This is a genomic window from Mycobacterium gordonae (genome assembly GCF_017086405.1).
Classification (GTDB): Bacteria; Actinomycetota; Actinomycetes; order Mycobacteriales; family Mycobacteriaceae; genus Mycobacterium; species Mycobacterium gordonae_D.
This window is the reverse complement of the sequence record NZ_CP070973.1, coordinates 4,070,796-4,097,524: the sequence shown is the minus strand read 5'-3', so window position 1 is coordinate 4,097,524 and position 26,729 is coordinate 4,070,796. Positions and strand designations below refer to the sequence as shown.

The window sequence follows — 26,729 nt, the reverse complement described above, 5'->3', positions numbered from 1 at the left end:
CTAGCGCAGGTCATAATCACAGCCGTGGACGACACCCGCGTTGGTCCGCTGGTAATTTTCGGCGGTCGCAGCGAGATCGGCATTGAACTCGCGCGGCGGCTGGCGCCGGGAGCGATCGTGGTGCTGGCGGCGCGCAACTCCAGCCAGCTGGAGCACCAGAAGTCCGCGCTCCTCGGCGCGGGAGCCGAAGCCGTGCACACCCTGGAATTCGACGCTGATGACGTCGCCTCGCACGGCCCACTGGTGCAGGCGCTCATCGCCGACCACGGTCCGATCGGCACCGCGGTCCTGGCCTTCGGGATCCTCGGGGACCAAGGCCGCGCCGAACACGATGCAGCCCACGCCGTCGAAATCGTGCACACCGATTACGTCGCCCAGGTCAGTCTGCTCACGCATCTGGCCTCGGCCATGCGCTCCGCTCGACAAGGGTCCTTAGTGGTGTTCTCTTCGGTTGCCGGGGTGCGGGTGCGCCGCGCCAATTACGTCTACGGTTCGGCCAAGGCGGGCCTGGACGGTTTCGCCAACGGGTTGGCCGACGCACTGCACGGAAGTGGGGTGCGGTTGTTGATTGCGCGACCGGGATTCGTGATTGGGCGTATGACGGAAGGAATGACGCCGGCGCCGCTGTCCAGTACCCCCGAAGAAGTCGCCGCCGCCACAACGCGGGCGCTGGCCAAGGGGCGACGCACTGTCTGGATACCATGGGCGCTGCGGCCCATGTTCTTCACACTGCGGCTGCTGCCGCAGCGCATCTGGCGCAGGATGCCCCGATGATCATCGTGGTCGGCATCGGCGCAGACGGCACGCCTGGGCTTTCCGCGGCATCCAAGTCCGAATTACGAAGTGCTACCGTAATTTACGGCTCGAAGCGGCAGCTCGAGCTCGTCGACGACACCATTGAAGCGCCGCGACGGGAGTGGCCGTCACCCATGTTGCCGGCACTACAGGCGCTGTCGGCTGACGGCCCAGACATTCACATCGTCGCCAGCGGCGATCCGCTGCTGCATGGCATCGGCGGCACACTGGTCCGCCTGTTCGGCGCGGACAAGGTCCGTGTTCTGCCGCACGTTTCGTCGATCACCCTGGCCTGTGCCCGACTGGGCTGGAACGTCCACGAGACCGACGTGATCAGCCTGGTCACGGCTGAGCCGCACACCGCGATCCGCCGCGGCGGACAGGCGATCGTGCTGGCGCGCAACAAGGACACACCCAAGGCGCTGGCGACGGCGCTGGACGCCTATGGACGCGGCGACTCGGAGTTCACCGTGCTGGAACTTCTCGGCGCACCAAACGAGCGCCGCCGCGGCGGCACCGCACGGCAATGGGCGCACACGGCACCTGGCGACATCGACGATCTGAATGTGATCGCGATTCGCTACCTGCCCGAAGACCGCACGGCGTCGTTGCCCGACGACGCGTTCATCCACGACGGGCAGATCACCAAACATGGCGTCCGGGCGCTGACGCTGGCGACCCTGAACGCTCGGCCGGGCCAGCGATTGTGGGATGTCGGCGCGGGTGCGGGCAGCATCGCCGTCGAGTGGTGCCGCAGCGCGCCTGGTTGCACCGCGGTGGCGTTCGAAAACGACGAACGGCGCCGGCTCAATATCGGCTTCAACGCCGCGGCCAGCGGCGTCAGCGTCGAGGTGCGCGGCGCAGCGCCAGATCACTTCACCGGAGCGGCGCACCCCTCGGCAATTTTCGTGGGCGGTGGTGTAACCCGCCCGGGACTGCTCGACGCCTGCCTGGATCACTTGTCCGCAGGCGGGCGCCTGGTAGCCAACGCGGTGACGGCTGAATCCGAAGCCGTTCTGGCGCAGCACTATGCCTTGCGCGGCGGCAAGCTCCGGCGGTTTCAGCATTACCAGGGTGAACCGCTTGGCGGCTTTACCGGGTGGCGACCGCAATACCCCGTGACGCAGTGGTCGGTGACCAAGCAGTGACGGTTTACTTCATCGGTGCCGGCCCGGGCGCCGCCGATCTGATCACCGTGCGCGGCCACCGGCTCCTGCAGCGCTGCCGGGTGTGTCTCTACGCGGGCTCCATCATGCCCAAAGACCTGCTCGCGCAATGCGCCTCCGATGCCAAGATCGTCGACACCGGGCCCCTGACGTTAGATGAGATCATCACCGAGCTCGCCCAAGCCGACGCGGCCGGCCACGACGTGGCGCGGTTACACTCCGGCGACCTGTCGCTCTACAGCGCACTCGCCGAACAGTGCCGGCGCCTGGACGTCTTGGGTATCGACTATGAGATCGTGCCGGGGGTAACGGCTTTCTCCGCCGCAGCCGCCGCGCTGAAACGGGAACTCACCGTCCCCGGCGTTGCGCAGACTGTCACCCTGACCAGGGTGTCGACCCTGTCCACCCCGATGCCGCCCGGCGAAGACCTCACCGTGCTCGCCCGATCCGGTGCCACCCTCGTCCTGTACCTGGCCGCTGCGCAGATCGACAATATCGTTCCCAAGCTGCTTGGTGGCGGCTACGGCCCCGAAACACCTACAGCTGTAGTGGCTTTCGCGAGCTGGCCGCAGGAGATCGTGCTGCGCGGCACCTTGGCAGATATCCCCGGGCAGATGCGCGAGGCGAAGGTCACCAAGACTGCCGTCATCATCGTCGGTGACGTGCTCGGCGCCGAAGGGTTCACCGACAGTTATCTGTACTCGATCGCACGGCGGCGGGGAGGCGCACACTGATGCGGGTGCTGCTGCTCGGCGGCACCGCTGAGGGGCGGGCGCTGGCAAAAGCCCTTCATCCTCAATTCGACATCGTCAGCTCGCTGGCCGGCCGAGTCCCCGACCCCGCCTTGCCGGTGGGTCCGGTGCGTATCGGCGGATTCGGTGGAATCGACGGGCTGCGCCGGTGGTTGCAGGACGAACGCATCGAGGCCGTCGTCGACGCCACCCATCCGTTCGCGGCAACCATGACCGCCCACGCCGTGCAAGTGTGCGCCGCACTGCATATTCCGCATCTGGTGCTGGTCCGCCCGCCGTGGGACCCGGCCGCGGCCACAGTCGTTGCTTCAGACCTGGACGCCGCGAAAGAAGTAGCGCAGCAGCGTTATTCGCGGATTTTCCTGACTACCGGACGCTCTGGGGTGAGCGTATTCGCCGACAGCGATGCGTGGTTTCTGATCCGCGCCGTCACCGCACCAGAAGACCAAGTCATGCCACGTCACCACCAACTCCTGTTGTCCCGTGGACCCTATGCATACGACGACGAGCTGAGGTTGCTTGAGGCGCACCGCATCGACGCGCTGGTCACTAAGAACAGCGGCGGTGAGATGACCCGCGGCAAGGTGGATGCCGCTACGGCACTTCATGTTCCGGTGATCATGGTGGCCCGACCCCCGCTGCCGCAGGGAGCCAGGACGGTCGACACCGTGGCCGCAGCTGCACGCTGGGTCACCGAAATCCGCTGAACGAAGATCCTCGAAACCGCGGTAAAGCTGAACGTGACGGCCGAACGGGTGTGACTTGCACAACTAAGCGCCCGGACTGGAACACGGCTGCGCCGAGAGCTGTGTGTGATACTGCGGCGTGGCTTTGCGGGAGAACGGCGGATTCGGGCGACGTGAAATGCTGGCAGTGGCGGCACTGTTGCCGTTGGCCGGCTGTTCTCCGTCGGGCGCTGACAAACACGCCGCGGCATCGACATCCACGTCGGTGCAGCCGCGGGACCTGTCGGCACAGTTCGCCCCGCTGGAGCGGCGTTACGGTGGCCGGGTGGGCGTGTATGTGCCTGCCAGCGGCACGACGGCACCGATTGCCCACCGGGCCGACGAGCGGTTCGCGTTCTGCTCCACGTTCAAGGCGCCGTTGGCGGCCGCGGTGTTGCACCAGTATCCGCTCGCCCATCTCGACATGACGGTCAGTTTCACCAAAGCGGACATCAACTCGACCTCACCGGTGACCGAGCAGCATGTCGACACCGGAATGACCGTCGGACAGTTGTGCGACGCTGCCGTCCGCTACAGCGACGGCACCGCGGCCAACCTGTTGCTCACGCAGGTCGGCGGACCTGCGGGGTTCACCGATTACCTGCGCAGCCTGGGCGACAACACCAGTCGGCTGGACCAGCTCGAGCCCGAACTCAATCGAGACCCGCCGAACGACGAGCGCGACACGACCACTCCGCAGGCAATCGCCGTTGTGGTCCGGCAACTCGTCCTCGGCGACGCACTACCGCCCGACAAGCGGACGATGCTGACCGATTGGATGGCCCGCAACACCACCGGTGCCAAGCGGATCCGCGCCGCGTTTCCCGCCGACTGGAAGGTGATCGACAAGACCGGTTCGGGCGACTATGGACGGGCCAATGATGTCGGCGTGGTGTGGTCGCCGGCCGGTGTGCCGCACGTCGTCGCGATCTACACCGACATCATCGGCGGCGGATACGACGCACAACCCAACGAGGCGTTCGTCGCCGACGCCGCACGCATCGTGGCCACGGCTTTGCAGAGCTAGCCCGGATAGCGTCGCGGCGTGAACACCCGATCACCGGAATCGCTTGCATGCCACTGGGTCTGGGACGAACCGATGATCAGCAGGCAGCGCATGTCAACATCGGCGGGGTTCAGGTCGGCCAGCCGCACCACCCGCACCTCCTCATCCGGTCCGGACACGTTGCGGCCGATCACCACCGGCGTGCCCGGTTCGCGATGGCCCAGCAGCAGATCCCGCATCGCGCCCACCTGCCAGGTCCGCGACTTCGATGCCGGGTTGTACACAGCTAGCACCAAATCGGCGGCCGCCGCAGCCGACAGGCGCGCGGCGATGACGTCCCACGGCTTGAGCCGGTCCGACAGCGAGATCACCGCATAGTCGTGCCCTAGCGGCGCGCCCACCCGGCTGGCCACCGCCTGAGCGGCCGTCATCGCCGGTATCACCCGAACCTGCACATCCGGCCACTGTTTGGCCTCCTCCAACACCGCGGTGGCCATCGCGAACACGCCCGGGTCGCCGGAGGACACCACCGCCACGGCGTTCCCCTGCTCGGCCAGCGAACACGCCAGCCGGGCCCGGGCCGGTTCGTCGGTGTTGTCGCTGGCGTGACGGCGTTGCCCGTCGCGCACCGGAACCCGATCCAGATACCCGGCGTAGCCGATCAGGTCTGTTGCCCCGGCGAGTTCGCGTCGGCTCTGCGGTGTCATCCACTCTGTGCCGCCGGGCCCGAGACCCACCACGGCAACCGTGCCGGCAACCCCCGATCGGCGCCGTCCACCCGGCAGCATGGCCAACGAAAAGTACGGCACGCCGGTCTCGTCGACCTCGGCGGCGGGCAGTACGCGCTGGCCCGGGGTGCTCGCCCGCTCCACGTAGAACGTGTCATCGAGCTGCCCGCTAGCCGAAAGCGCTTCGCGTACATTGCGATAGGAACGGCCGAGTTTGAGGATGACCGCGGCGTCGGCATCGGCAAGCCGGCGAGTCAACTCGGCTACCGGCAGCGTGCCCGGCAACACCGAGAGCACCTCGTCGCCGGCCACCAGGGGAGTGGCGACAGCGGCTGAGGCGGCGCTCACCGACGTCACGCCCGGGACGATCACGGCTTTGAATCGCTGCGTTAGGCGGGTGTGCAGATGCATGTAGGAGCTGTAGAACAGCGGGTCACCCTCGGCCAACAGTGCCACGTCGCGACCGGCGGCCAGGTGTGCGGCGATTCGTTCGGTGGCTGCGACGTAGAAGTCCTCGAGCGCACCGGAATAACCGCCGGGATGGTCGGTCGTCTCGGTGGTCACCGGGTACACCAGGTGCTCCTCGATCTGACCCGGCCGTAGATACGGTTCGGCAATGCCGCGCGCGATGCTGCGGCCGTGACGGGCGCTATGGTAGGCGACCACGTCCGCTTCGCCGATGAGCCGGGCGGCCTTGACGGTCACCAGCTCCGGATCACCGGGCCCCAGCCCGACCCCCCATAACGTGCCCGTCATTCGCGTTCGGTCGCTATCGCGTTGACGGCTGCGGCGGCCATGGCACTGCCGCCGCGACGGCCCTGCACCAGCAGATACGCCATCCCGCGCGGGCGTGCGATGAGTTCCTGCTTGGATTGGGCGGAGCCGACGAAACCGACCGGTCCGCCCAGCACGGCCGCCGGCGGCCGAACGCCGTCGTCGACGAGCTCCAGCAGGCGGAACAGTGCGGTCGGTGCGTTGCCGATGGCGACGACCGCCCCATCCAGCTCCTCCGCCCATACGTCCACCGCGGCGGCCGAACGGGTGGTTCCTTGCTCGACGGCCAAACCGGCCGCGCGCGGATCGGCCACCAACGACACCACCTCGTTGCCGGCCGGCAGCCGCGCCCTGGTGATCCCGGCGGCCACCATCGACGAGTCGCACAGCACCGGCGCGCCTGCCCGCAAAGCGGCACGCGCCCTGGTGACGACGTCGTCGGTGAAGGCGACGTGGTCAGCGACGTCGACCTGCCCGCAGGTGTGGATCAGGCGGACCACCACGCGTTCGACATCGGCGGGAAATCGGCTGAGGTCGGCTTCGGCGCGGATGGTCGCGAACGACTGCCGGTAGATCTCCGCAGCATCGCGGATGTAGTCGAGCACCCGCTCACCTTAAGACCTCAGCAGCCGGTAACCCGTGCCGGTGGCGACCAATACCTCACCGGACACCGGGCTGCCGCATGCGCGTTCACACCCGACGAAGTGCCGGTGCACCGGGTGGTCGGCGTCGAGCGCCTGCGCTGCATCGGCCCGGACGTCGGCGGCGGAGTGGGCGCAGCCGGGGCTGCCGGTGCACGCGCTGACGGACAGCCACGGGGAGTTCTCGTCGAAGATCAGGCCCAATGGCGCCAGCACCCGCAGCACGGTATCGGCGACCTCCTCGCTGAGGTCACACACCAGCACCGACCGCCAGGGCGTGATCACCAGGGGCGCCTCGATGGCGGCCAAGAATTCGGCGACCCGGGCGGGAAGAATTCCGAGCGGCACGGCCGCTCCCAAGGTGACGCGGCCGTCGTCCTGCGGAATCCAGCCCACCGGCGCCCTGCCGGAGGGAGGGAATTCGGCACCCGGAACGGCCCCCGGCGCCAGATCACCGGGGTTGTTCAATTCGGTTACCCGCCAGGCATTTCCCCGCACATCGAGAAATCGCAGCGCCGCGTCGACCAGGCTCTGACAGACGTCGGTGACCCGCACGCCCGAATCCCGGCCCGCCAACAGCAATACCGGGCCGTCGGGGAACACGTGAACGCCCACATCGGCGTGCAAACCCGAGACGTCGCCGCGGCCATCGTCGAGACTGAACCAGAACCGGCCGCCCAGTTGGGCCAGTCGGGGTTCGGCGCAGATCGCCGCGTCCAGTTCACCGATCCACGGTCGCAGGTCGACATTGCCTCCGACGCGGCCGGATAGCGGCGACGCCACGATGTTGCGTACGCGTTCGTGGGTGGCCGACGGCAGCAGTCCAGCCCCGGCGATCGCCTCGGCGACTCGCACGACATCGGCGACGGCCCGCAACTGCACATTGCCCCGCCCCGTGAGTTCTAACGTCGCCGACCCGAATTCACTTGAGATGCGTGCCAGCGTCGCCAACTGGCCGGCAGAGAGCATGCCGCCCGGCACTCGCACCCGCACCAGCGCTCCATCCGCAGCTTCATGCACCTGCAACGCTCCCGGGCAGGCGTCGGAGTCGCGGATTCTGGCCACCCGTCCAGGCTACTGACCGGCAAGCAGCCCGGCGGTACGGCCAAACCCAGCGTGACCGATCGGGGTTTGACGACCCGCCCCGCGGGCACACCGATGCCTGTGCGAACGGTGGAGTATGCCCCAGGGCGCCTGGCCGATGTCTTCGGCGATCCGGCGCGACCGACGATTCTGGTGTGGCATGGCATGCAGAGCGACGCCCGCGCCGCCGTCCGGCCGCTGGCCGCGACATTGGCCGATTATGGCGCCGCCGTGGTGGTGCCGGACTGGAATTCTCACGCCGACGACGGCGGACGCGCCGACCTGCTGCGATCGGTCGACTTCGCCCGCGAGCGGGCTACGGGCGCAATCCTGCTCGTCGGATGGTCCTTGGGTGGCGCTGCCGCAGCGGGCCTGACCCTGGATGCGCAGCACCACAACGTGGAGATCTCCCACACTGTGTGCCTCGCCGGAGCCTTCATGGCGAACGACCCGATTTCCGGAATACCGGTGACAGAACTCGTGTCCGCTGACCACATCGGCGCGCCGTTCACCTTGTTGCACGGGTTGGCTGACGACGTGGTCCCGGTCAGCGCCAGTCGCAGGTTCGCCGCGGCGCTCGAGAACGTCGGCTGGCCGGTGGACCTGCTGGGGCTGACGGCTGATCACGGGACGATCGCCGGTGCCGAGTATGACGCGGTCGCTGACCGCTACGTGTCGGGTGACGGCGACCAGGCGCAACGGGTGACGCGGGAGGTCGCGGCGCGCATCGCAGTGCTTGCCCGCCCCGAAGTTTAGTAGTCGACTACGCTAAGAGCAGGTCTCGATCCGCCCCATGACTTCGCCGAGATCCTCTCTTACGCAGCCGAACTGGTGCCAGAGGTGGTCAACGGCGTTGGGTCGGGCCGAGCCAGTCGGCGACGTCGTGCACCATCGGGTGACCTGCAATCGTTGGCGGCGCTAGGACAGGATGGACCAAACTTTCGACGGTTTGCTGGTTCTCGAAGACGCGGTGTGCGGCTTCAACCCGATTTAGGGCATGACGGTCGCCGCCATCGAGGCCACGGTCTGCGGGACTGCCTGCAGCGCGGGGGCCGCGGCCTGACACGCCGGTTCACCGGCGCCGCCGCCAAGAAGGTGCGTGTGGCCTGGCAGACCGCCGCCCGTGTGGATCCAGATCAACAACGCTTGCCGACAACCGGGTGATGACGGCGGCCGAACCCGCGAATCTCTGGGTACGCCGGCCCGATCGGCGTAACGTGCACGTCAGCGAAACACGGGGAGGCTGTCGTGAAGCAGCGTGCACTGAAGGTCGCGATCATCGGCGCCGGAATGTCCGGTATCTGTATGGCAGCCAAGCTGCAGGACGCGGACATCGAATCGTTCACCATCTTCGAGAAGGCCGACGACGTCGGCGGCACGTGGCGCGACAACACCTATCCCGGGCTCACGTGTGACGTTCCGTCACGCTACTACTCGTATTCGTTTCGACCCAACCCGAATTGGTCGCACTGGCTACCACCGGGAGGGGAGATTCAGCAGTACTTCCAGCAGGTGGCCGACGAACGGGGCATTCGTCCGCACATCCGGTTCGGCAGCACCATCACCCGGGCCGAGTACGACGACGGGAAGTGGCGGCTCACCACCCCCGACGGCGAGCAGACTTTCGATGTCCTGGTCACCGCCACCGGAGTGCTGCGGGTGCCGCGCTATCCGGACATTCCCGGACGCGACACCTTCGCCGGGCCGGCGTTCCACTCCTCGCGCTGGGATCACTCGGTATCGTTGCCGGACAAGCGGATCGGCCTGATCGGGACCGGTTCCACCGGTGTGCAGATCACCGCGGAGCTGGGCGGCAAGGTGCGTCAACTCAAGGTCTTTCAGCGCACCGCGCAATGGATCTACCCGTTGCCCAACCCCCGCTATTCCAAGCTTACCCAGAAGATGCTGACACGATTCACAGCCCTGAACCGGTTGCCGTACCTGTTCTGGGGATGGTTCTTCCGTTTGGTGTTCGGCCGCGCCCCGATCCAGCCGGGCTGGCAACGCCGGCTCGCCACTGCCGAATGTCGGTGGAACCTGCGGCTTTCAGTGCGGGATCCAGAGTTGCGCGCCAAACTCACGCCGAACTACCAGCCGATGTGCAAGCGGCAGGTGATGGCCGGGCGCTTCTACCGGTCGGTGCAGCAGCCAGGTGTCGACATCATCACCGAGCCGATCGACCACATCGAGGCGCGCGGCATCGTCACCGCCGACGGCATCCTGCACGAATTGGATCTGCTGGTGTTCGCCACCGGGTTCGACGCCCGGGCCTATGTGCGGCCGATGGAGATCATCGGTGAAGGTGGGCTCACTTTGGACGAGGCCTGGGCCGACGGTCCGAGGGCCTACCGGTCCATCGCGGTACCGGGATTCCCCAATCTGTTCATGATGATCGGACCGCACTCGCCGATCGGCAACCAGTCGCTGATTCCGATCGCCGAGGATCAGGCGGACTACGTCATGTGGTGGATCGAGCAGCTGCGCGCCGGCCGGGTCGTTGCCGCCGCGCCCTCCGAGGCAGCTACCAAGCAGTACAACGAAGACATGAAAGCCGCTATGCCGCAAACGATCTGGGTCAGTGGCTGCAACAGCTGGTATCTGGGCAAGGACGGGTTGCCGGAGCTGTTCCCGTGGACGCCGGAGACTCACCATGAACTGCTGCGTCACCCCGAGCTCGCCGATTTCGACGTGCGGACAGCCTGAACGTCGACTACAGGCGGCGGGGGACGCTGCCCAGTTCCCGCAACCAGCCCTTACGGGCCGCATCGTGCCATTTCAGCGCTGCGGGTATGGCGCGCCAACCCTGTCTGATGGTCGCGCGCACCGCGCGGTAACTGGTCTCGTCGACGCCGGACCAACCAATCCCGAACCGCTCGCGCACAATTGGCGGCAGGCCACCGAAGATCACCAGGCGCATGGGCGGAGCAAGCGCGGTGCGGACGGGCATGGTGGGCAGCAGAGCGTCCATGATCGGTTTCAGCAGGGGAGTGCTCGGATAGTCCGGCGAGGCACTCATGTCGGGGATCGCCGTGCGCTGGATGAACTCGATCAGAAAGTCCGACGCCGCGTTCGGCTGCAGCACCTCGGCGCAGTAGCGCTGATATTCCCGGTTGAACTCGATCAAAGTCGGGGGCAGCACCGATTCGGAAATGCCATATCGTCGATACCATTCGCAGCCCTCTTGGTAGAGCTGCTCGCGCTCGCGATCGGTGAGCCGGTGCACATCCCAGTACTCGGCGAGTCGGTGCACCATCACCTGGAAGGTGGCGTGCGCCCACCAGTACGTCTCCGGCTTCAACGCGTGATACCGCTGCCCGTCGGGCAACTGCCCCTTGATCTCCCGGTGGAAATCGCGCACCCTGTGTCCGGTCTCGTTCGCTTCGGCTCCGTCATAGATGGTGCCGAGAATGCCTGGCAGCGAACGGAACACCCGGTCGACCGGATCGTCGAAGAAGTTCGAGTGGTCGATGAGACCCTGGCCGATGGCGGGATGCATCGTCTGCATCAGCCCGGCCGTACCGCCCTCGAAGGCGATCCGCATGTCACCCGCCCAGCGCCACAACAGCGACGTCGGGCCCAAATCGATGCGTGTGCTCACCACAGGCTCACGCCAGTCCGGTCCGCCGGGTATAGACATCGTGCTGGTCGCGTTGTAGGTCGCTGGTGAATACCCGCCCGGAACCCAGGGCACGGCCGAGCGCTTCGGCGACACCCAGCGGCATGAGGCGCTGCGCCCACACCGTAAGACCCAACGAGCGGGGTATAGCGACCCGCGGGTGCGGCTTTTCGATCACGCCGACGACCGCCCGTGCAACGTCTTCGGGTTCGGCGTTCTTGAAGCCTTTGGCATGCCCGACACCGGCGACCATGTCGGTGTTGGTCAGCGTCGGCATGATCACCGTGAAGTGCACGCCCTTGCCCCGGTTCTCCATGCGGACGGCGTCGGTGTAGCCGAGCACGGCGTGCTTTGTGGCGCAATAGGTTGCGATGCCTTCGGTGGGGAGCACGCTGCCCAGCGACCCGATGTTGACGACGTGTCCGCGGCGCCGGGGCAGCATCCGTTGCGCCGCAAGTTTGGTGCCGAGGATGACGCCGTGGACGTTCACGTCGAAAAGGCGCCGGGTGGCGTCGTCGGCTTCTTCGACCGCGCTGCCCACCGTGATCACGCCGGCGTTGTTGACCACAACGTCCAGTGGCCCGAGTCGGTTCTCCACTGTGTCGAGGAACTCGGTGAACGAGGGCCGATCGGTGACGTCCAACTTCAACGCCAGCGGCAAACCCAGCCTGTCGCGCGCTTCGTCGGCGGCGGCTTCGTCGATATCGCCGATGGCCACCTTGGCGCCCACGCGGTGTAGGGCGGTGGCGATGGCCAGGCCGATCCCGCGCGCGCCTCCGGTGATAGCGACGACTTTTCCGGCAACCGAGGATGTCATCGCTTCACGCTACCGATCGCTGGATCTAGCCCAGCAACCCGCGGGCGCCGGCGTTGCCGGCATGGCCGGACTGGCCCGGGACATCGGAGAGCACGTTTAGGGTGCCTCCGGTCGAGCCCAACGGGACCGCTATTGACACAGAAGCGGTGGTACCTGGCTGTAGTGGTGGCACGACGGAAGGCGTATAGGAGAAAGCTCCAACGCCAAACAGGTTCACGTTAGCCGTGCTGCCGAGATTGTTGGTGACGGAGAACGTGAAAGCGACGGGGCTACCCCCGCCGGGGATTTTGACGAGGGCCACTCCCGGACTGCCGGCTCCGCCCTGGCCGGCAGCTCCGCCTGCGCCGTACAGCCAACCGCCGCGTCCGCCATCACCGCCGTCACCGCCGGCCAGCGCCAGGTCGGCCAGACGGATAGTTTGTCCGAGAAGTGGCGTGGTGTACGTTCCTCCGCTACCGCCCCGACCACCCGCACCACCGGCACCCCACAACCCGGCGGCGCCACCGGCGCCTCCGGCCCCGCCGTTGACACCCTGTGTGCTCGAACCGAATGCCGGGGCGGCGGCGCCCCCGGCCCCGCCGGCCCCGCCGTTGCCAGACAGATATCCACCTGCGCCGCCCGCTCCGCCGCGCGCGCCCACTCCGCCGGCCCCGCCGGCGCCGCCGTTGCCGATCAACCCCGCGGCACCGCCGGCGCCACCGGTCACCCCGGCGGTGGTCGCGGAAAATCCGTTGCCGCCATTGCCGAACAACAATCCACCCGCCCCACCGTTAGGACTGGCCGCCGTGCCGTCGGCGCCGTTGCCGATCAGCGGGCGTCCCAGCAGCGCGTTGGTGGGCGCATTGACGACACCCAGCACGTTGTCGAGCATGGTCTGCAGTGGTGAGGCATTAGCCGCCTCCGCGGCCGCATACGAGCCGGCCGCGGCGCTCAATACCCGGACGAACTGGTCGTGAAACGCCGCTGCCTGGCGGCTGAGTACTTGGTAGGCCCGCGCGTGGTCGGTGAACACCGAGGTGATAGCCGCCGAGATTTCGTCGGCGGCTGCGGGCAGCAGTTCAGCGGTGGGGGCCGACGTCGCCGCATTGGCTCGCGTCAGCGCCGATCCGAGATCGGATAGATCCGTTGCCGTTGAGGTCAACAGGTCCGGGATTGCCCACAGGTTCGACATCACTATCCTCCGTCGTCATTGACGCCTCGGTGAATCGGATGAATGTGCAGATTACGCCGGGTTGGGCCTGATGTCTGTGGGTTGGACGCAATTTGTTCCACGACGTTGAGCCGGTACCGCGGCGCCGGTCAGCTCAGCCGCCTATTCGATTGCGCTACAACAGGTTTCGAATCCAGGTCGCAGCGCGGGTAAAGTTGCGACGATGGTTGCCGCCCGGTCGAACGAGCGGATGCTTGCCGGGGTCGCCGCCGCATCCGTCGCACTCGGTGTCGCCCAGCTCGCGAGCATCCCGTTCGGCGGGCAGGCAGATGCGCGCACCGCCGTCGGCTCAGCCGTCGTCGACCTCACGCCGGGGCCCGTCAAGGAGTGGGCGATCCAGACACTCGGCACCCTGGACAAGCCCTTCCTGGCCGTCGTTGTGCTTGTGGTGATCGCGACTCTGGCGGCGATCGCCGGCACCCTCGAAACTCGGCGCCGACCGCTTGGCAGCGCGGTGATCGCCGCGGGCGGTCTTCTCGGGTGTGCGGCCGTGCTGTCGCGGCAAGGTGCGACCGCACTGCACACCATCCCGACTATCGCGGGCGCCGCCTGCGGCGTGCTGGTCCTGCGGATGCTCACCCGTCGACTCGAACCCGGCACCGATGCCCCGGACGAGGGCACTAACCGGACGGATGCCGGCAGGCGCAGGTTGATCGTTCTGGGCGTGCTCGGATTCGGAGTGGTCAGCGGCGTGGCCGGTGCGGTAATCGGTCGGCTGGCACATTCGGTGGCTGCCGACCGCAGGACGTTTGTGCTACCCACACCGAGGTCATCGGTACCTCCCGTACCTGCAGAGGTTCAACCGAAAGGTGTTGCGCTGCCGCGCTTCATCACACCCAGCACCGACTTCTACCGGATCGACACCGCACTCGTTGTTCCTCAACTCAGTCACGGCGACTGGCGGCTTCGCATTCACGGCATGGTCGACCGTGAAAGCACGTACAGCTTCGACGACCTCGCCCGCTTCGACATCGTCGAAACGGTGGCCACGCTGACCTGCGTATCAAATCCTGTTGGCGGGAAATTGATTTCGACGGGGATCTGGACGGGTTACCGGGTGGCGGATCTGCTGGCCGCCGCCGGGGTGCACAAGGACGCCGACATGGTGCTTTCGACGTCGGTCGACGGGTTCACCGCCGGCACGCCGGTGCAGGCGCTCACCGATGGCCGGGAAGCGCTGCTGGCCGTCGGCCTCAACGGTCAGCCGCTGCCCGTCGAACATGGCTATCCGGCCCGCCTGGTGGTGCCCGGACTCTACGGCTACGTGTCGGCCACCAAGTGGGTCGTCGATCTGGAGCTGACCCGATTCGACAGAGCACAGGCTTACTGGACGCGGCAGGGCTGGGCGGCGCAGGCGCCGGTCAAAAACGAGTCCCGGATCGACGTGCCGAGAAGCGGTCAGAAGGTGCCGCTCGGGCCGGTGGTGTTCGGCGGGGTTGCCTGGGCGCAGAATCGCGGGGTGCAGGCTGTGGAGGTCCGCATCGGTGACGGGGAATGGCGGCCCGCTGAACTGGGCGCAAGCTATTCCAACGAGACCTGGCGGTTATGGAGCTTTCCGTGGCTCGCGAAAACCCCTGGCAAGCAGACCATCACGGTCCGGGCGATCGACAACACCGGGGCTGTCCAAACGGAACAGCAGACTGATCCCGTGCCCGATGGCGCGACCGGCTGGCACACCGTCAGCTTCTCCGTAACGGAGAAGTAGGGCTATTTGGATGACAGTTTCCGCCAGCTGAAGACGGCAACGCCGGCGCCGATCAGGGCCGTGATCGGACCGATGACGGACCACGTGGTGGTGTTGCTCATCGGGCTGCCGCCGAGCACTCCGAAACCCTGCAGACTCCAGATCAGGCCGAACAGAGCGATGATCAACCCGACCGCGAAGGTGACGACGAAAGCCCTGCTCATACCCGAACCCTACTGCTGATTCGGAAGCTCGACGGCGCTGCTGTACGAATGAAGGGTGGTTGAGCCAACCGTCCTGCTGCTGTCGACATCCGATACCGACCTGATCAGCGCCCGGTCCAGTGAAAAGAACTATCGGTGGGCCAACCCGGCGCGGCTGTCCGATGTCGAACTCCCCGACCTGTTGGCCGAAGCCTCGATTGTGGTGGTGCGGATCTTGGGGGGCTACCGCGCCTGGGAGGACGGCATCGAGACCGTGCTGGCCAGCGGCGTGCCCACCGTGCTGGTCAGTGGCGAGCAGGCCGCAGACGCCGACCTGACCGGTCGCTCTACGGTCGCGGCCGGCATCGCGGTGCAGACGCACATCTACCTGGCTCACGGGGGCGTCGACAATATCCGCCAATTGCACGCGTTCTTGTCCGACACGGTGCTGATGACCGGGTTCGGGTTCACGCCGCCGGTGGCCACCCCTACCTGGGGGGTGTTGGAGCGTCCGTCGGTTCCGACGACGGGTCAGACGATCGCGGTGCTCTACTACCGCGCCCAGCAGCTGGCCGGTAACACCGCCTACGTCGAGGCTCTGTGCCAGGCGATCGAACGGGCCGGCGGGCGTGCGCTGCCGGTCTACTGTGCCTCGCTGCGCACCGCCGAGCCTGAGCTGCTGGACACCCTACGGTCGGCCGACGCCATGGTGGTCACCGTGCTGGCGGCCGGGGGAGTCAAACCCGCGGCGGCGTCGGCCGGGGGAGATGATGACAGTTGGAACGTCGAACACCTTGCAGCGCTGGATATTCCGATCCTGCAGGGACTGTGCCTGACCAGTTCCCGAGCACAATGGAGTGACAACGACGACGGACTGAGTCCACTCGACGTCGCCACCCAGGTCGCGGTGCCCGAGTTCGACGGCCGCATCATCACAGTCCCGTTCTCGTTCAAGGAGATTGACGACGACGGATTGATCTCCTACGTCGCTGACCCGGAGCGCTGCGACCGGGTGGCGGGCCTGGCGGTCCGACACGCGTGGTTGCGGCGCGTCGCTCCCGCAGACAAGCGCGTGGCGCTGGTGTTCTCGGCCTACCCCACCAAGCACGCGCGCATCGGTAACGCCGTCGGCCTCGACACCCCAGCCAGCGCGATCGCCTTGCTGCGGGCGATGCGCGACGCGGGTTACCAGGTGGGCGATCTGCCCGGCGTCGAATCCGGCGACGGCGACGCGCTGATCCACGCACTGATCGAACGGGGCGGACAGGACCCGGACTGGCTCACCGAGGCGCAGTTGGCCGGCAACCCGGTCCGGGTGTCGGCTGCCGGCTACCGCGAGTGGTTCGCCACCCTGCCCACCGATTTGACCGACGCGGTAACCCGGCACTGGGGGCCCCCACCCGGAGAGCTGTTCGTCGACCGAAGCAACGATCCCGACGGCGAAATCGTCATCGCCGCAATGCAATCAGGCAATCTAGTGCTGATGGTGCAGCCGCCCCGCGGATTCGGCGAGAACCCCGTCGCCATCTACCACGACCCCGACCTGCCGCCCAGTCACCATTATCTGGCCGCCTACCACTGGTTGGATGCCGGCTTCGGATCACACGCCGTCGTGCACCTGGGCAAGCACGGAAATTTGGAATGGCTGCCAGGTAAGACGCTGGGCATGTCGGCGGCCTGCGGGTCGGACGCCGCACTGGGCAACCTGCCGTTGATCTACCCGTTCCTGGTCAACGACCCAGGCGAGGGCACCCAGGCCAAGCGCCGGGCGCACGCGGTCCTCGTCGACCATCTCATCCCGCCGATGGCCCGCGCCGAAACCTACGGCGACATCGCACGTCTCGAGCAGCTGCTCGACGAGCACGCCAACGTCGCCGCGCTGGACCCCGCCAAGCTGCCCGCCATCCGCCAGCAGATCTGGACGCTGATCCGGGCCGCCAAGATGGACCATGACCTCGGCCTGACCGAACGTCCGGAAGAAGACACCTTCGACGACATGCTGCTGCACGTCGACGGTTGGCTGTGCGAGATCAAAGACGTGCAGATCCGCGACGGCTTGCACATCCTCGGTCAAAAGCCAACGGATGAGGGCGAACTCGATCTGGTGCTGGCCATCCTGCGAGCTCGCCAGCTGTTCGGCGGCGCGCATGCGTTGCCGGGTTTGCGGCAAGCGCTCGGGCTGGCCGAGGACGGCACGGACGAACGGCTATCCGTCGACCAGGCGGAGGCCGCGGCACGCGGGCTGGTAGCGGCGCTGCAGGAAACCGGCTGGGACCCGGCGGCGGTCGACGGTCTCACCGACGACGCCGACGTCGCAGCGGTGCTGCGTTTTGCGGCCACCGAGGTGGTGCCCCGCCTGGCCGGCACTGCATCCGAGATCGAGCAGGTGCTGCGGGCACTCGACGGTCGGTTCATCCCGTCGGGACCCTCGGGATCGCCGTTGCGCGGACTGGTCAATGTGCTACCCACCGGACGGAATTTCTACTCCGTCGACCCGAAGGCGGTGCCCTCCCGGCTGGCCTGGGAAGCCGGCGTGGCGCTTGCCGATTCGTTGCTGCAACGCTACCGCGCCGATCACGGGCAGTGGCCACAGTCGGTGGGCCTGTCGGTGTGGGGCACCTCGGCGATGCGCACCGCCGGCGACGACATCGCCGAAGTGCTTGCGCTGCTTGGGGTGCGGCCAGTCTGGGATGACGCGTCCCGACGTGTCGTCGACCTCGCCGCCATTCCGCTGGCCGAGCTGGAGCGCCCGCGCATCGACGTCACCGTACGGATCTCCGGATTCTTCCGGGACGCCTTCCCGCACGTCGTCACCATGCTCGACGACGCGGTCCGGCTCGTCGCAGCGCTCGACGAGCCGGAAGAGGACAACTACGTGCGCGCCCACGCGCAGGCCGACCTCGCCCAGCACGGCGACCAACGGCGCGCCACCACAAGGATCTTCGGCTCCAAACCGGGCACCTACGGCGCCGGGCTGCTGCAGCTGATCGACAGCCGCAACTGGCGCGACGACGCCGACCTCGCGCAGGTGTACACCGCCTGGGGGGGATTCGCCTACGGCCGCAACCTGGACGGCCGCGAAGCGGTCGACGACATGAATCGCCAATACCGCCGAATCGCGGTGGCCGCCAAGAACACCGACACGCGCGAGCACGACATCGCCGACTCCGACGACTACTTCCAGTACCACGGTGGCATGGTCGCCACCGTACGTGCGCTCACCGGCCAGGCTCCGGCCGCCTACATCGGTGACAACACCCGACCCGACGCCATCCGGACCCGCACCCTATCGGAGGAGACGACCCGCGTATTCCGGGCCCGTGTGGTCAACCCGCGCTGGATGTCCGCGATGCGCCGGCACGGTTACAAAGGTGCGTTCGAAATGGCCGCGACCGTCGACTACTTGTTCGGCTACGACGCGACGGCCGGCGTGATGGCCGACTGGATGTACGAGCAACTCAGCGAGCGCTATGTGCTGGACCCGGAGAACCGCAAGTTTATGGACGAGTCCAATCCCTGGGCGCTGCACGGCATGGCGGAGCGGCTGCTGGAGGCGGCCGGTCGCGGTATGTGGGCCGAGCCGCAGCCCGACACGCTCGACGGACTACGCCAGGTCCTGCTGGAGACCGAGGGCGACCTGGAGGGTTAGCTCGCGCAGGGTCGCTTCACACGAAATCGGAGCCGCCGTCCACGTTCACCGTCGCACCCGTGACGTAGCCGTAGCGCTGAGACGCCAGATACGCCGTGATTGGCGCGATCTCCTCGGGCAGCCCGGCCCGGCCGAGGTGCCATCACGTCCATCGCGGTCGAACCGGCAATGCCCAGATCCATCAACGAAATTGTTTGCTAAAGGTCCACACCCAACCCGCCCACACAGAACCGCACAATGCGGTCGCGGAGGTCCCCGGGGCTGGCAGTCACCTGACGTCCGGTGACGACGGTTGACAGAACGCACGTTGAGTGAAAAAGATTTTCGTTTAGGAGGTGGTGCGCGGAGATGTCAACGGCGCGCCGCGGCACTAGGTTGACAACGTGACCCCCTCCTTCGCCGACCTGGCTAAAGCGCAATACATCCTGCTCACCACCTTCACCAAAGACGGCCGGCCCAAGCCGGTTCCCGTCTGGGCCGCAGCCGACGGCGACCGCCTCCTGGTCATCACCGAAGGAAAAGCGTGGAAGGTCAAGCGGATTCGTAATACGCCACGGGTGCAACTGGCCATCTGTGACATGCGCGGCCGCCCCAAGAGCGATGCCGTCGAGGGCACCGCAGCCATCCTCGACAAGTCGCAGACGAAGCTCGTCTATGACGCGATCGTCAAGCGCTACGGCATCATCGGCAAGATCTTCAGACTGTTCAGCACGCTACGCGGCGGCATGGAGAACAACGTCGGACTCGAGCTGCGCGTGGCATAGTCGCAGTTCGAGGCGGCGAGCTAACCCGTCTCGGCGCCGTAACGCTGCCACCACTGGTAGAGATCGCCGAGGTCGGGCCCGCCGTTCACCGTGGCCAATAGCAGCTGCGAGTCGCGGGTCCACGCGATGACGGCCTGGTCCTCGACGGTGCCGCAGACGATCTTGCCGCCGGGGCTGGCCAACTGCGGTCCGTAGTTCCACGTGCCCGGTGAGGCGTTTCCGCCCGGGCAGGACGTCACGAACATGTTCTCGGCGCTTGTGAAAAAGTCGGCAGTCAGCGCGTCGGAGGAGTCGTAGAGCGTGAAGCGCGCATAGTCCGGCGTCTCGGAGTGCAGATCATCGGCGCAGTCCAGACTGGCGACGGCGGCAGGAAACGCATTGGTGGCCCGCTTGCACGAGGAAGCGGTGTAGCCGGGCGGCAGCATCGAGACGATCTGCTGCTCGGCGGGGGTGAACTGCTCGGCGCCGGCCTGCCCGGGCACGAGCCCGGCAGCAGCCAGGGCAACCGAGCAGGCTGCGGCGGCCCACCGCATCGGCGTCATCCCAGGTGCTCGCCGAAGAAGGCGAACACCCGCCGCCAGGCGTCTTCGGCGGCCGCGTCGTCGTAGCCGAATCCGGTGACACGCAAAAGCGGCTGGGCGGGCAGTTGGTTGGCGAAGCTGTGCCCGGCGCCGGGGTAGGACTTGATGTCGGCGGTGATGTTCTTGGCCGTGGTCACTTTGCGCAGGCGCTCGGCCGCGCCGATGCCCAGCGGGTCGCGGCGGCCGAAGCTCGCCACAATCGGGCACGCGCCGTCCAGCGTCTCACTGAGCTTGCGCGGCAGCGGGGTCCCGTAGAACGGGGCCGAGGCGCCAAACCCCTTGGTGGACAGCACAAGCGCGAACTGTCCGCCCATGCAGAAGCCGGCGATGCCGACGCGTCCGGAGCATTCGGGTAGGCCGAGCAGATGCTCCCGGGCCGCCATCACGTCGTCGATGGCGGGGCCGTGCTTGGTCAGCACGTCGCGCATCACCCGGGTGATGCACCGCGCCCGGCCGCCCCGCGCATACAGGTTCGGTGTGAGCGCCACATAGCCCGCTCGAGCCACACGTTCGGACACCGCCTCGTTGTCCGGCCCGTAGCCGATGGCGTCGTGGACTATCACCACTCCCGGCCACGTTCCCTGCCCGGCCGAGGGAACATTCAACAGCGCATCAATCGGTCCAGCAGGCGTGTTCAGCTCAATCGTCGTCATAGCGTCATCTAACTGCAGCCGCGCCGCGACCGTTCGAGGAACTCCTGGGTGCGACGCGGACGTTTGCCTGTCATGGTTGGACGGCTGTTTCTCATCTATGCCGTCGTCGAGCTCATGGTCACGATCGGGCTGGCGGCGGCAATTGGCGTCGGCTGGACCGTGGCGGTCCTGGTGGGCACCCTCGTTCTGGGGCTGGGCCTGGGTGCCCCGATGGGCGGATTCCAGCTCACCCGGCAATTCATGCAGTTGCGATCCGGTGTGCAGGAGCCGCGCAACGCGCTGAGCGACGGCGCGCTGACCGCGATGGCAACCGGGCTGGTCGTCATTCCCGGCTTGGCCACCACCGTGCTGGGGCTCTTGCTGCTGGTGCCGCCGATCCGGGCGGTCGCGCGTCCTAGTCTCACGGCGGTGGCGATGCGGGGGTTCTTGCGCCGCGTTCCGTTGATCGGCGCCACGCCGCCAGGCGTGCCGCGCCAGGACTACATCGACGGCGAGGTGATCGACGTCATCGACGGCGAGCCGCCGACCCTGACCCGCGCTCCGGGCACCGCTCAGCCGCCCCGGTAGCAGTCCGCACGCCGACCCGCCATCTAGGGTTTTGCCGTGACGTCTACCACGCTGCTCGTCAACGGCCGGGTGCACAGTCCCAGTCATCCCGACGCCACCGCCATGGCGGTGCGCGGTGATGTGATCACCTGGTTGGGCAGCGATGAAGTGGGGCGCAACCAATTTCCCGACGCCGATGTGCAGGATCTCGACGGCGCGTTCGTGGCGCCCGGATTCGTGGACAGCCACGTCCATGTGACGGCCACCGGCTTGGCCCTGAGCGGGCTGGAACTGCGTGCGGCCGGTTCCCCGGCGCAGCTCCTACAGATGGTTGCCGACCACGCGGCAGCGCACCCGGGGCGGCCGGTGTGGGGCCACGGCTGGGACGAGTCGACGTGGGCGGAGAACACCGCCCCCAGCACCGAGGACCTCGACGGGGTTCTGGGTGACCGACCCGCCTATCTGACCCGTATCGACGTACATTCGGCGTTGGCGTCCTCCGGTTTGCGGCGGCTCGTCCCCGGGCTGGCCGCGGCGGCGGGGTTCGCCGCCGAACAGCCGCTGACCGGTGACGCGCATCACCAGGTGCGCGCGGTCGCCCGCAGCCTGCTGACGCCCGACCAACTGACGGAAGCCCGCCTCGCGGCGCTACAAGGGCTGGCCGCGGCGGGCATCGTCGCGGTCCACGAGTGCGCCGGACCGCAGATCGGCGGGCTCGACGACTGGCTCGCTCTGCGCAACCTCGACCACGGCGTCGAAGTGATCGGCTACTGGGGAGAACCGGTGACCACCGCGGAGCGCGCCCGATCCCTGATGGCCGAGACCGGCGCCCGTGGGCTGGCCGGTGATCTGTTCATCGACGGTGCTCTGGGATCGCACACCGCCTGGCTGCACGAACCCTATGCCGACGCGCCCGGCTGCACCGGCACCCGCCATCTCGACCCGGAAACGATCGAGGCGCACGTCCGCGCTTGCAGTGAAGCCGAGGTGACCGCAGGCTTCCACGTCATCGGCGATGCGGCGGTCTCGGCGGTCGTGGATGCGATCGAGCGGGTCGTGGATGACCTCGGATTGGCCGCCGTCGCCCGATGCGGACACCGGCTGGAGCACCTGGAGATGGTCACCGCCGACCAGGCCGCCAAGCTGGGAGCATGGGGTGTCATCGCCAGTGTGCAGCCCAATTTCGACGCGCTGTGGGGTGGGTACGGTGGAATGTATGCGCAGCGACTCGGTCCGGACCGGGGCAGCCGGCTCAACCCGCTGGCGCTGTTAGCATCGCAAGGCGTGCCCCTAGCCTTCGGTTCTGACGCGCCCGTCACCGGTTTCCAGCCGTGGGCCACGGTGCGCGCCGCGGTCCACCACCGCACCCCGGGAAGCGGGGTGTCGGCGCGGGCCGCGTTCGCTGCCGCAACCCGCGGCGGCTGGCGGGCCAGTGGTACCCGCGACGGCCTCACCGGCAGCCTGGTTCCCGGGGCTCCCGCCTCCTACGCGATATGGGACGCCGGCCCGCTCGACGTCAGCGCACCTCGCGACGCCGTCCAACGCTGGTCGACCGACCCGCGGTCCCGGGTCCCCGCGCTTCCCCGCCTAGACGAGAACGACACCTTGCCGCAGTGCCGCCAGACCGTGCACCGGGGTGCGGTCATCTATGGCTGACGGCACGCCAGGCGCGGAGCAAACAACAAGTGATGTGCTGGGTGAAGCACCCGAAGATTTGCCAGCCGCTCGGCCCGGCGCTTCGGCCCGGCTGCGGCAATCGGTCCGCCGCGGGTTTGGGCGAGCACCGGCAGTCTGGGATCGGCTGCGCCCCCGGCTGGGGCGACTGTTCGTCACTCTCGCGGCCGGTCTGCTTCTGTACGCTAGCTTCCCGCCGCTGAGTTGGTGGTGGGCCGCCGTCGTCGCGATCGCATTGTTGAGCTGGGTGCTCAAGAATCCCGCCACCACACCGGCCGGTGGGCTCGGCTACGGCTTCCTGTTCGGTCTGGCGTTCTATGTGCCGCTGTTGCCGTGGATCGGCGCGCTCGTCGGCGACATGCCCTGGCTGGTGCTGGCGACGGCTTCGGCCTGCTTCCCGGCGTTGTTCGGGCTGTGCGCGGTCGTGGTGCGGCCGCTGCCGGGTTGGCCGATCTGGTTCGCGGTGCTCTGGGGTGCCCAGGAGTGGTTCAAATCGATTGTTCCGTTCGGTGGTTTTCCGTGGGGTTCGATTGCCTTCGGCCAAGCCGAGGGACCGCTGCTGCCATTGGCGCAACTCGGCGGTGTGCCCTTGTTGTCCTGTGCGGTGGTGCTGCTGGGTGCCAGCGTGACGGCGATCGCGCTGGAGATCGGCAAGTGGTTCACCACCGGAGGCAGCGCCGGGCCCGCCGACTACGCAGCCGAACCACCGGCCGTCCTACTGCCCGGCATCAGCATCTGCCTGGTGTTACTGGCCGCCACCCTCGTCTGGCCGCAGGTGCGGCACGCCGGCGCAGGGTCCGGCGGCGAACCCACCGTCACCGTAGCCATCGTGCAGGGCAACGTGCCGCGTCTCGGGCTCGAGTTCAACGCACAGCGCCGCGCGGTGCTGGACAACCACGTCGGTCAGACACTGCGGCTGGCCGAAGACGTGCGCGCCGGGCTGGCCCCGCAGCCCCGTTTCGTCATCTGGCCGGAGAATTCCTCGGACATCGATCCATTCGCCAACGCCGACGCCGGCCAGGAGATCTCCAAGGCCGCCGACGCGATCGGGGCCCCGATTCTGATCGGCACGCTGCTCGCGAAGCCGGGTCAGGCGAAGGACAACCCGGAATACACCAACACGATGATCGTCTGGAACCCGGGCACCGGACCCGCCGATCGGCACGACAAGGCGATCGTGCAACCCTTCGGCGAATATCTGCCCATGCGGTGGTTTTTCCGCCATCTCTCCGGCTACGCCGACCGTGCCGGCTACTTCGTCCCTGTTCCGGGTACCGGGACGGTGCGCATCGCCGGCGTCCCGGTCGGGGTGGCCACCTGCTGGGAAGTGGTCTTCGACCGCGCGCCGCGGAACTCCGTCCTCAACGGCGCGCAATTGCTGACGGTGCCGAGCAACAACGCCACTTTCACCAAGACGATGAGCGAGCAGCAACTGGCGTTCGCCAAGGTCCGCGCCGTCGAGCACGACCGGTACGTGCTGGTGGCCGGCACCACCGGGATCAGCGCCGTCATCGCACCGGACGGGGCGGAGTTGAAGCGCACGGATTTCTTCGTGCCCGACTACATCGACACTCAGGTCCGCCTCAAGACCAGGGTGACGCCGGCGACGCGCTGGGCCCCGATGTTGCAGTGGGTACTGGTCGGGGCAGCTGGCGCGGTGGTTCTCTTCGCGATACGGCACAATAGTTCTTCCTCCGGCTGGTTCCCACGCCTCGGGCGCTTTCGGTTGCGAAGGCGGTCGGGGCCGGCGGAGGAACCTGATGATTCCGATACGCCGTCAGCTGAAACGGACGACGGGAAAGTGGCGAACGAATCAACGAACGCACACGTTGAGACTGCGAACGGCACCCCGTCCGACGAGGGTGAGCGGACCCCTATCGGGCGAGATGAAGGAGCTACATGACCACCGGCCAGCCTGCGCACGAGGGTGCGGGTAACAGCCCCAGCCAGCGCGTCCTGGTGATCATCCCCACCTACAACGAGCGGGAGAACCTGCCGCTGATACATCGGCGCGTCACTGCCGCCTGCCCCGATGTTCACATCCTGGTCGTCGACGACAACAGTCCCGACGGCACCGGGCAGCTCGCGGACGAGCTGGTGGCGGCCGATCCGGAGCGCATCCACGTGATGCACCGCACTGTCAAGAACGGCCTCGGCGCGGCCTACCTGGAAGGTTTCGCCTGGGGACTGGGCAGGGGCTACTCGGTCCTGGTCGAAATGGACGCCGACGGCAGCCATGCGCCCGAACAGCTCTACCGATTGTTGGAGGCCGTCGATGCCGGGGCCGATCTCGCAATCGGCTCACGCTACGTGCACGGCGGCGCCGTACGGAACTGGCCGTGGCGACGCTGGGCGCTGTCGTGGACCGCCAACACGTATTCGCGCCTGGCCCTGGGCGTCGGGGTGCACGACATCACCGCCGGTTACCGGGCCTACCGCCGCGAAGTGCTCGAGACGATCGACCTGGCCAGCGTCGACTCCAAGGGCTACTGCTTCCAGATCGAGATGACCTGGCGGACCGTCAACACCGGATTCGTCGTCGTCGAGGTGCCGATCACCTTCACCGAGCGCGAGATCGGTGTGTCGAAGATGAGCGGCTCCAACATCCGCGAGGCCCTGGTCAAGGTCGCGCAGTGGGGCTTTGAAAGCAGGCGCGACCGCACCCGGTCCAGCCGCGCTCACACGTGAGAATCTAGCCGCGGCGCTTCGACCGAATCAGCTCCAGGCGCTCCTTGAGCAACTCTTCGAGTTCCTCGACCGAGCGGCGCTCCAGCAGCATGTCCCAGTGCGTACGCGGCGGCTTGACCTTCTTGGGCTCGGGCAGGTCACCTTCGATCAGGGTGCCTTCCATGCCGTTGCGGCACAGCCACGTGCCGGGAATCTCGGCGTCATCGGCAAACGGAACCTCGAACTCCTCGCCGTTCTCGGTGCGGTACCGGGCAATCTGGCGCGGTGCCAGGTCGTGGTTGCGGTCGGTCTCATAGCTCACGGCTCCGAGGCGACTACCTCGTAGGACACGATCAGCCATTGGCGCTGCTCCTTTGGGTCCGGCGAGCTTCTGCTGCTCCCGTAATTCTGGATCTGTCTAAGCAAACGTTAAGGCCGTCTGCACAAGTTCCCGGTTAGGCACGGTCGTGCGCGGTGCGCGACGCGACTGTCCATGATACCGGGATCACGGCCGGTATCGGACTAAAGTCGTCAGGCGTGAGTCGTCGCGTTCGTCCCCAGCCCTGTCGCTGGTGTGGTCGTGATGTCACCGATGTCGGAATGGGCCGCCGCCGCCAGTACTGCCGGCAATCGTGTCGGCAGCGAGCCTACGAACAACGGGCGATGATTTCCCGCGGCGAAGCGGCCGCGCTTCCCGCTGACGCGGTGGTGCTGTCGGCGGAGGAGGCGGCCGACCTGTCCGATCGCGTCTACCAGGTCAGATGTGCGGCCGAGGACGTCGTCACCGCGCTGGACGAAGGCGCGGCGGCGAGGGAACTGCGTGAATTGTGCGACGAGCTGCTGCGTGCTGCCAGGGCCGCCGACGGCTGGCGTCGCGTGGGAGTCTGAGGCGCACGCGGCACGCACGGCCCGGCCGGACCGGTACAGTCGCGAAATGGACGGCGGGCCGGGTGTACAAGGGAGTACAGAAGGCTCACGGTACGCGGGGTGCCCGT

The 26,729-nt window shown here is 67.4% G+C and carries 22 protein-coding genes and 4 pseudogenes; 15 read left to right on the top strand and 11 right to left on the bottom strand.

Annotated features, from left to right (window positions below; all coding sequences use genetic code 11):
• Nucleotides 1–24 precede the first annotated feature (24 nt).
• The 5 genes from dprE2 to bla all read left to right on the top strand — a co-directional run bounded on the left by dprE2 (nt 25) and on the right by bla (nt 4,465).
• The gene (gene dprE2 / locus JX552_RS17450) at nt 25–774 is read left to right on the top strand and encodes a decaprenylphospho-beta-D-erythro-pentofuranosid-2-ulose 2-reductase (RefSeq protein WP_205873283.1); all 750 of its coding nucleotides are present in this window, start codon (nt 25–27) and stop codon (nt 772–774) included.
• The gene (gene cbiE / locus JX552_RS17445) at nt 771–1,943 is read left to right on the top strand and encodes a precorrin-6y C5,15-methyltransferase (decarboxylating) subunit CbiE (RefSeq protein WP_205873282.1); all 1,173 of its coding nucleotides are present in this window, start codon (nt 771–773) and stop codon (nt 1,941–1,943) included. The genes dprE2 and cbiE overlap by 4 nt, the downstream gene beginning before the upstream one ends.
• A complete protein-coding gene (gene cobM, locus JX552_RS17440; RefSeq protein WP_205873281.1) occupies nt 1,940–2,695 on the top strand; it encodes a precorrin-4 C(11)-methyltransferase in 756 nt (251 codons plus the stop codon). The genes cbiE and cobM overlap by 4 nt, the downstream gene beginning before the upstream one ends.
• Nucleotides 2,695–3,420 (top strand): cobalt-precorrin-6A reductase, encoded by a 726-nt coding sequence (locus tag JX552_RS17435; protein WP_205873280.1) that lies wholly within the window; start codon nt 2,695–2,697, stop codon nt 3,418–3,420. The genes cobM and JX552_RS17435 overlap by 1 nt, the downstream gene beginning before the upstream one ends.
• A 157-nt stretch (nt 3,421–3,577) precedes the next feature.
• Nucleotides 3,578–4,465 (top strand): class A beta-lactamase, encoded by an 888-nt coding sequence (gene bla, locus JX552_RS17430; RefSeq protein WP_205878517.1) that lies wholly within the window; start codon nt 3,578–3,580, stop codon nt 4,463–4,465.
• Here bla and JX552_RS17425 read toward each other — a convergent pair.
• The 3 genes from JX552_RS17425 to cobG are packed head-to-tail and all read right to left on the bottom strand — an operon-like array spanning nt 4,462 to nt 7,652.
• Nucleotides 4,462–5,928, bottom strand: coding sequence for a precorrin-2 C(20)-methyltransferase (locus tag JX552_RS17425; protein ID WP_205873279.1), 1,467 nt, complete (start codon nt 5,926–5,928; stop codon nt 4,462–4,464). The genes bla and JX552_RS17425 overlap by 4 nt on opposite strands.
• Complete coding sequence (locus JX552_RS17420) at nt 5,925–6,551, bottom strand: precorrin-8X methylmutase (protein WP_205873278.1); 627 nt, start codon at nt 6,549–6,551, stop codon at nt 5,925–5,927. The genes JX552_RS17425 and JX552_RS17420 overlap by 4 nt, the downstream gene beginning before the upstream one ends.
• Before the next feature lie 9 nt (nt 6,552–6,560).
• Nucleotides 6,561–7,652 carry a precorrin-3B synthase gene (gene cobG / locus JX552_RS17415; protein WP_205873277.1) on the bottom strand — a complete coding sequence of 364 codons (1,092 nt, stop codon included), beginning with the start codon at nt 7,650–7,652 and terminating at the stop codon, nt 6,561–6,563.
• 99 nt (nt 7,653–7,751) lie between these two features.
• Between cobG and JX552_RS17410 the strand changes: the two genes are divergently transcribed.
• Nucleotides 7,752–8,426: an alpha/beta hydrolase family protein gene (locus JX552_RS17410; RefSeq protein WP_205878516.1), complete on the top strand. Its 675-nt coding sequence runs from the start codon at nt 7,752–7,754 to the stop codon at nt 8,424–8,426.
• 492 nt (nt 8,427–8,918) lie between these two features.
• Entirely contained in the window at nt 8,919–10,373 is a 1,455-nt protein-coding gene (locus tag JX552_RS17405; RefSeq protein ID WP_277395993.1) for a flavin-containing monooxygenase, read from the top strand.
• A 7-nt stretch (nt 10,374–10,380) separates the two neighbouring features.
• Here the strand turns inward: JX552_RS17405 and JX552_RS17400 are convergent, their stop codons facing one another.
• The 3 genes and pseudogenes from JX552_RS17400 to JX552_RS17390 form a co-directional block, all read right to left on the bottom strand.
• The gene (locus JX552_RS17400; RefSeq protein ID WP_205873276.1) at nt 10,381–11,307 is read right to left on the bottom strand and encodes an oxygenase MpaB family protein; all 927 of its coding nucleotides are present in this window, start codon (nt 11,305–11,307) and stop codon (nt 10,381–10,383) included.
• A complete protein-coding gene (locus tag JX552_RS17395) occupies nt 11,276–12,103 on the bottom strand; it encodes an SDR family oxidoreductase (RefSeq protein ID WP_205873275.1) in 828 nt (275 codons plus the stop codon). Before JX552_RS17395 ends, JX552_RS17400 begins: the two co-directional genes overlap by 32 nt.
• Before the next feature lie 301 nt (nt 12,104–12,404).
• A pseudogene (locus JX552_RS17390) lies at nt 12,405–13,274 on the bottom strand (PE family protein); the annotation flags it as partial.
• Nucleotides 13,275–13,476: 202 nt separating this feature from the next.
• Here JX552_RS17390 and JX552_RS17385 point away from each other — a divergent pair.
• The gene (locus JX552_RS17385) at nt 13,477–15,018 is read left to right on the top strand and encodes a molybdopterin-dependent oxidoreductase (RefSeq protein WP_431195863.1); all 1,542 of its coding nucleotides are present in this window, start codon (nt 13,477–13,479) and stop codon (nt 15,016–15,018) included.
• A gap of 2 nt (nt 15,019–15,020) precedes the next feature.
• On the opposite strand, the gene JX552_RS17380 is transcribed toward JX552_RS17385, so the two are convergent.
• Nucleotides 15,021–15,221, bottom strand: a complete 201-nt coding sequence (locus tag JX552_RS17380) for a hypothetical protein (protein WP_205873273.1) — start codon at nt 15,219–15,221, stop codon at nt 15,021–15,023.
• Nucleotides 15,222–15,276: 55 nt separating this feature from the next.
• Between JX552_RS17380 and cobN the strand changes: the two genes are divergently transcribed.
• Nucleotides 15,277–18,849 carry a cobaltochelatase subunit CobN gene (gene cobN, locus JX552_RS17375; protein WP_205873272.1) on the top strand — a complete coding sequence of 1,191 codons (3,573 nt, stop codon included), beginning with the start codon at nt 15,277–15,279 and terminating at the stop codon, nt 18,847–18,849.
• 16 nt (nt 18,850–18,865) lie between these two features.
• Here cobN and JX552_RS17370 read toward each other — a convergent pair.
• Nucleotides 18,866–18,985: pseudogene (locus JX552_RS17370) on the bottom strand (SDR family oxidoreductase); the annotation flags it as partial.
• A gap of 247 nt (nt 18,986–19,232) precedes the next feature.
• Here JX552_RS17370 and JX552_RS17365 point away from each other — a divergent pair.
• The gene (locus tag JX552_RS17365; RefSeq protein WP_205873271.1) at nt 19,233–19,613 is read left to right on the top strand and encodes a PPOX class F420-dependent oxidoreductase; all 381 of its coding nucleotides are present in this window, start codon (nt 19,233–19,235) and stop codon (nt 19,611–19,613) included.
• A gap of 20 nt (nt 19,614–19,633) precedes the next feature.
• On the opposite strand, the gene JX552_RS17360 is transcribed toward JX552_RS17365, so the two are convergent.
• Nucleotides 19,634–20,155 (bottom strand): hypothetical protein, encoded by a 522-nt coding sequence (locus JX552_RS17360; RefSeq protein ID WP_205873270.1) that lies wholly within the window; start codon nt 20,153–20,155, stop codon nt 19,634–19,636.
• Nucleotides 20,152–20,847 carry a dienelactone hydrolase family protein gene (locus JX552_RS17355; protein WP_205873269.1) on the bottom strand — a complete coding sequence of 232 codons (696 nt, stop codon included), beginning with the start codon at nt 20,845–20,847 and terminating at the stop codon, nt 20,152–20,154. Before JX552_RS17355 ends, JX552_RS17360 begins: the two co-directional genes overlap by 4 nt.
• Before the next feature lie 72 nt (nt 20,848–20,919).
• Between JX552_RS17355 and JX552_RS17350 the strand changes: the two genes are divergently transcribed.
• The 4 genes and pseudogenes from JX552_RS17350 to JX552_RS34145 form a co-directional block, all read left to right on the top strand.
• On the top strand, nt 20,920–21,414 hold the full coding sequence (locus JX552_RS17350; protein WP_205873268.1) for an FxsA family protein: 495 nt from the start codon (nt 20,920–20,922) through the stop codon (nt 21,412–21,414).
• Between the two features lie 102 nt (nt 21,415–21,516).
• Nucleotides 21,517–23,049 (top strand): amidohydrolase, encoded by a 1,533-nt coding sequence (locus JX552_RS17345; protein ID WP_205878513.1) that lies wholly within the window; start codon nt 21,517–21,519, stop codon nt 23,047–23,049.
• 145 nt (nt 23,050–23,194) lie between these two features.
• Nucleotides 23,195–24,844 (top strand): annotated as a pseudogene (gene lnt, locus JX552_RS34150) (apolipoprotein N-acyltransferase); the annotation flags it as partial.
• Between the two features lie 113 nt (nt 24,845–24,957).
• Nucleotides 24,958–25,755 (top strand): annotated as a pseudogene (locus JX552_RS34145) (polyprenol monophosphomannose synthase); the annotation flags it as partial.
• A 4-nt stretch (nt 25,756–25,759) separates the two neighbouring features.
• On the opposite strand, the gene rbpA reads toward JX552_RS34145, so the two are convergent.
• On the bottom strand, nt 25,760–26,095 hold the full coding sequence (gene rbpA, locus JX552_RS17330; protein ID WP_055579709.1) for an RNA polymerase-binding protein RbpA: 336 nt from the start codon (nt 26,093–26,095) through the stop codon (nt 25,760–25,762).
• A 176-nt stretch (nt 26,096–26,271) separates the two neighbouring features.
• Here rbpA and JX552_RS17325 point away from each other — a divergent pair, with 176 nt between their 5' ends.
• Complete coding sequence (locus tag JX552_RS17325; RefSeq protein ID WP_205873265.1) at nt 26,272–26,622, top strand: hypothetical protein; 351 nt, start codon at nt 26,272–26,274, stop codon at nt 26,620–26,622.
• Nucleotides 26,623–26,729: the final 107 nt, after the last annotated feature.